Origin of the sequence: Zoogloea sp. (genome assembly GCF_028689785.1) — a bacterium.
GTDB lineage: Bacteria > Pseudomonadota > Gammaproteobacteria > Burkholderiales > Rhodocyclaceae > Zoogloea.
Window position 1 is genome coordinate 1 of the sequence record NZ_JAQVCN010000117.1, and the last position, 4,994, is coordinate 4,994.

Below are 4,994 nucleotides of genomic sequence, written 5' to 3' on the forward strand. Positions count from 1 at the left end.
CCCTTGCCGCAACCAGCTTGTTGCCGCAATCCGAACTGACTTTCAAGGCGGCATTGGCCGGCTACGAAACCGGCAAAGTGGATTTCGCCACCTTGCTCGACGCCCAGCGGCAGATCCGTCAGGCCCGCCAGAACCGTATCAAGGCCCAGGCCGACGCGCAGATGCGCCTTGCAGAAATCGAACGAATCCTCGGAGAAGATCTATGAAAACAGGCGCAGGTATTGCGATCAGCCTGTCGATCGCCCTGGCTGCCGGTGGCGGCTACTGGCTGGGTCAGCGACCGGCAGCCAATCATGACGCTGCCGCCACTCAGGTTGCTGCCTCTCCGGCAGAAGGTGCAAAGAAGGAACGCAAGCTACGGTACTACCGCAACCCGATGGGCCTGCCGGACACCTCGCCGACACCCAAGAAGGACCCGATGGGGATGGACTACATCCCGGTCTACGAAGGGGAAGCTGACGACGAGCCCGCAGCAGCGAACTCCATCAGGATCAGCACCGAGAAAGTGCAGAAGCTCGGCGTGCGCACCGAGGCGGCGGAACTGCGTGTCCTCGACAAGCAGGTGCGCGCGGCCGGTCGGATTGAGATCGACGAGCGGCGCAGCTTTGCCATTTCCCCGAAGTTCGAAGGTTACGTGGAACGCCTGCACGTGAACGTCACCGGCCAGCCGGTCGCCAAGGGCCAGCCGCTGTTCGAGGTCTACAGCCCGGAACTGGTCTCCGCCCAGCGCGAGTACGCCATTGCCGCACAGGGTGTCGACGCCTTGAAGGACGCCGGCGGCGAGGCACAGAGCGGCATGAAGCAACTTGCCGAATCGAGTTTGCTGCGTCTCAGGAACTGGGACATCTCCGAGGAGCAGATCCGTGCTTTGGCCAAGTCCGGTACGTCCAAACGCACGCTGACCTTCCGTTCCCCGGTTTCCGGCGTCGTCACCGAAAAGAAAGCACTGCAGGGCATGCGCTTCATGCCGGGCGACACCTTGTACCAGGTGGCCGACCTGTCGTCGGTGTGGGTTGTCGCCGACGTGTTCGAACAGGACATCGCTCAGGTGCGTACGGGTGCCATGGCGAAGGTGCGCATCAATGCCTACCCGGACAAGGTCTTCGAGGGCCGCGTGACCTATGTCTATCCCACCCTCAATCCCGAAACCCGGACGGTACCGGTTCGGGTTGAACTGGCCAATCCGGGCCAGCTCCTGAAGCCCGCCATGTTCGCCCAAGTGGAGGTGCCTGTGGGAGGCAAGGGACAGGTCGTCACCGTGCCCACCTCGGCGGTGATCGACAGCGGTACCCGCCAGATCGTCCTCATCGCCCACGGCGAAGGGCGCTTCGAGCCGCGGGACGTGAAGCTGGGTGGGCATAGCGAAAGCCACATCGAAGTGATGGATGGCGTCAAAGCGGGCGAAAAAGTCGTCGTCGCCGCCAACTTCCTGATCGATGCGGAAAGCAACCTGAAAGCCGCGGTCGGCGGTTTCGGGCATTCGGGCCATGGTGGCGCACCGAAGTCCGGAAAAGACGACGAAAAGCCTGCGGCGGCGCCCCAAGCCGCCGGGCACCGGGCCGAAGGGACGGTGGACAGTGTCGATGCCAAGGACGGGACGGTCAGCCTGAATCACGGCCCGGTCGCCAGCCTGAAGTGGCCGGCAATGACCATGGAGTTCAAGGTGGCCAATCCCTCGCTGCTGCAGGCCTTGAAGCCGGGTGTCAAGGTGGATGTGGAGTTCGTCGAGCGCCAGCCCGGCGAATGGGTGATCACCTCGGCGACCCCGGCCGGCAAAGCAGCCACGTCGACACCGGCGGCTAACCCTCACGCAGGCCACTGACACAGGATCCATCATGCTGGCCAAAATCATCGACTGGTCGGGCCGGAACCGCTTCCTGGTTCTGCTCGCCACGCTGTTCATTCTCGCCGCCGGGGTGTTTGCGGTGCTGCGTACGCCCATCGACGCGCTACCCGACCTCTCCGACGTGCAGGTCATCGTTTACACCGAATACCCTGGCCAGGCGCCACAGGTGGTCGAGGATCAAGTCACTTATCCGCTCACCACAGCGATGCTGTCGGTGCCCAAGTCCAAGGTGGTGCGCGGTTTCTCGTTCTTCGGGGCGTCCTTCGTCTACATCATTTTTGAAGACGGCACGGACATCTACTGGGCGCGTTCGCGGGTACTGGAATACCTCAACTTCGCCGCCGGACGGATGCCGAAGGGGGTGACACCGCAGATCGGGCCCGACGCCACCGGCGTCGGCTGGGTGTACCAGTACGCGCTGCTGGCCAAGGACAAGACCCTCGCCGAACTGCGCACGATCCAGGACTGGTATCTGCGCTATCAGCTGGCCAAGGCCCACGGTGTCGCCGAAGTGGCGTCCATCGGTGGCTTCGTGCAGACCTATCAGGTCACTGTCGATCCGGTGAAGCTGCGCGCCTACGGCATTCCGCTGATGAAAGTCGCCCAAGTGATCCGCGACTCGAACAGGGACGTCGGAGGCCGCGTGGTGGAAATGGCTGAGACCGAGTACATGGTCCGCGGCAAGGGCTACCTGCGTGGCAAGGACGACATTGAACGCTTGGTGGTCAAAGCCGACAAGGGCACGCCGGTGCTGATCCGCGACATCGCGCGGGTCGAACTGGCACCTGACGAGCGTCGGGGGCTCACCGAACTCAACGGCGAAGGCGAAGTGGTGGCCGGCATCGCGATGGCCCGCTATGGCCAAAATGCGCTGGAAGTCATCCACAACCTGAAGGACAAGATCGCCGAGATCGGCCCGGGCCTGCCGGAAGGCGTGACCGTACAGACGGTCTACGACCGCTCCGAGCTGATCCACCGGGCCATCGAAACCCTCAAGGGTACGCTGATCGAAGAATCGATCATCGTGGCGCTGGTCTGCGTGGTTTTCCTCCTCCATGTGCGCAGCGCCCTGGTGGCGATTCTGATGCTGCCAGTGGGCGTGCTGATGGCCTTCATCGCCATGCGCCTCTTGGGCATGAACTCCAACCTGATGAGTCTGGGGGGGATCGCCATCGCCATCGGGGCGATGATCGATGCGGCCATCGTGATGATCGAGAACGCCCACAAGCACCTGGAGCGACTACCGGACGGCCACTCCACGGCCGAACGTTTCGAGGCCATGCTGGCCGCCTGCAAGGAGGTCGGCCCGGCGCTGTTCTTCTCGCTCTTGATCATCACCGTCTCCTTCCTGCCGGTGTTCACGCTTGAGGGACAGGAGGGCCGTCTGTTCTCGCCGCTGGCCTACACGAAGACCTTCTCGATGGCCGGCGCGGCGATACTGTCGGTCACCCTGGTGCCGGTGCTGATGCTGCTGTTCATCCGCGGCAAGATCATGCCGGAGGCGAAGAACCCGGTGAACCGGGTGCTGATCTGGGTGTATCGGCCGATCATCGCCACGGTGATGCGCGGGAAGAAACTGACCATCGTCCTCGCGGTGATCGTCCTGGCCGTCTCGGTCTATCCCGCCTCCCGCCTGGGCTCAGAGTTCATGCCGACCTTGAACGAAGGCACTTTGCTCTACATGCCGGCCTCCCTGCCGGGTATGTCGATCACCAAGGCCGCCGAGCTGATGCAGACCCAGGACAAGATCATCAAGAGCTTCCCTGAAGTCGAATCGGTCTTTGGCAAAGCCGGCCGTGCCAATACGGCCACCGACCCGGCGCCGACCGAGATGTTCGAGACGGTCATCAACCTCAAGCCGCAAACCGAATGGCGGCCGGGCATGACGACCGACAAGCTCATCTCGGAAATGGACAAGGCGCTGCAGTTCCCGGGGGTGGCCAATGCCTGGACGATGCCCATCAAGGCTCGCACCGACATGCTGTCCACCGGCATCCGTACGCCCATCGGCATCAAGGTCTTCGGCAAGGATCTCGGTGAAATGGAGAAGCTGGCCAAGGAGATCGAGGCCGTCGTCAAAACCGTGCCCGGCACCACCAGTGCCTTCGCCGAGCGCATCACCGGCGGCTTCTACCTCAACATCGAGCCCGACCGGGAACAACTGGCCCGCTATGGTCTGGCCGTTGGCGACCTGCAGGATGTGATCGGCAGCGCGCTCGGCGGTGAGATGGTGACCACCACCGTTGAGGGCCGTGAGCGCTTCGGCGTGACGGTACGCTACCCGCGTGAGCTGCGTTCCGACCCACAGCAGATCGCCCGTGAAGTGCTGGTGCCAACCATGGGGGGGACGATGGTGCCGCTGGGGCAGTTGGCGAAGGTCAAGGTAGAGAAAGGCACCCCGGGCATCCGCACGGAGAACGCCTTGTTGTCGGCCTATATTTTCGTGGACATCCGCGATCGGGACATCGGTGGTTACGTGGCCGATGCGAAGAAGGCGGTCGCCGAGCAGATCAAGTTCCCGCCGGGTTACTACGTCACCTGGAGCGGTCAGTTCGAGTTCATGGAGCGCGCCATTGAGAAGATGAAGATCGTCATCCCGATCACCTTGCTGACCATTTTCCTGCTCCTCTATCTCAATTTCCGGCGCATCACCGAAACACTGATCGTGATGCTGTCAGTGCCCTTTGCATTGGTCGGCGGCGTGTGGCTGATGTGGCTGCTCGGCTACAACCTGTCCGTCGCGGTGGCAGTGGGTTTCATTGCCTTGGCGGGCGTGGCAGCGGAGACCGGCGTGGTGATGCTGATCTATCTCGATCACGCCTGGGAAGCCGTGAAGGCGACGTGCCGCACTGCAGGGCGTGCCCCTAACGTTGGCGATCTCTATGAGGCGGTAATGGAAGGCGCTGTCGAGCGTGTGCGCCCGAAGATGATGACCGTCGTCGCGATCATGGCCGGCCTTTTACCGATCATGTGGGGGACGGGCACCGGCTCCGAGGTGATGAGCCGCATTGCTGCGCCGATGGTTGGCGGGATGATTTCCTCGACGGTGCTGACTCTGGCGGTGATCCCGGCGATCTACGCACTGGTGAAACAGTGGCGGCTGAGCCGAGGAATTGAGAAATAAGCATGAGTTACATAAAGAAACTCG

3 protein-coding genes are annotated in these 4,994 nt (G+C 62.7%); all 3 read left to right on the plus strand.

The window, feature by feature from the left end:
- Window positions 1-206: TolC family protein (locus tag PHI64_RS23320; protein WP_299888760.1), on the plus strand; the 206-nt coding region annotated here is incomplete at its 5' end.
- Entirely contained in the window at window positions 203-1,822 is a 1,620-nt protein-coding gene (locus PHI64_RS23325; protein ID WP_299888763.1) for an efflux RND transporter periplasmic adaptor subunit, read from the plus strand. The genes PHI64_RS23320 and PHI64_RS23325, both read left to right, overlap by 4 nt.
- Window positions 1,823-1,835: 13 nt before the next feature.
- Window positions 1,836-4,970: an efflux RND transporter permease subunit gene (locus PHI64_RS23330; RefSeq protein ID WP_299888766.1), complete on the plus strand. Its 3,135-nt coding sequence runs from the start codon at window positions 1,836-1,838 to the stop codon at window positions 4,968-4,970.
- Window positions 4,971-4,994: the final 24 nt, after the last annotated feature.

Excerpts from the sequence above, each read along its gene's own strand:
- PHI64_RS23325 (WP_299888763.1), top strand. The coding sequence starts at position 203 with ATGAAAACAGGCGCAGGTATTGCGATCAGCCTGTCGATCGCCCTGGCT.
- PHI64_RS23330 (WP_299888766.1), top strand. The coding sequence starts at position 1,836 with ATGCTGGCCAAAATCATCGACTGGTCGGGCCGGAACCGCTTCCTGGTT.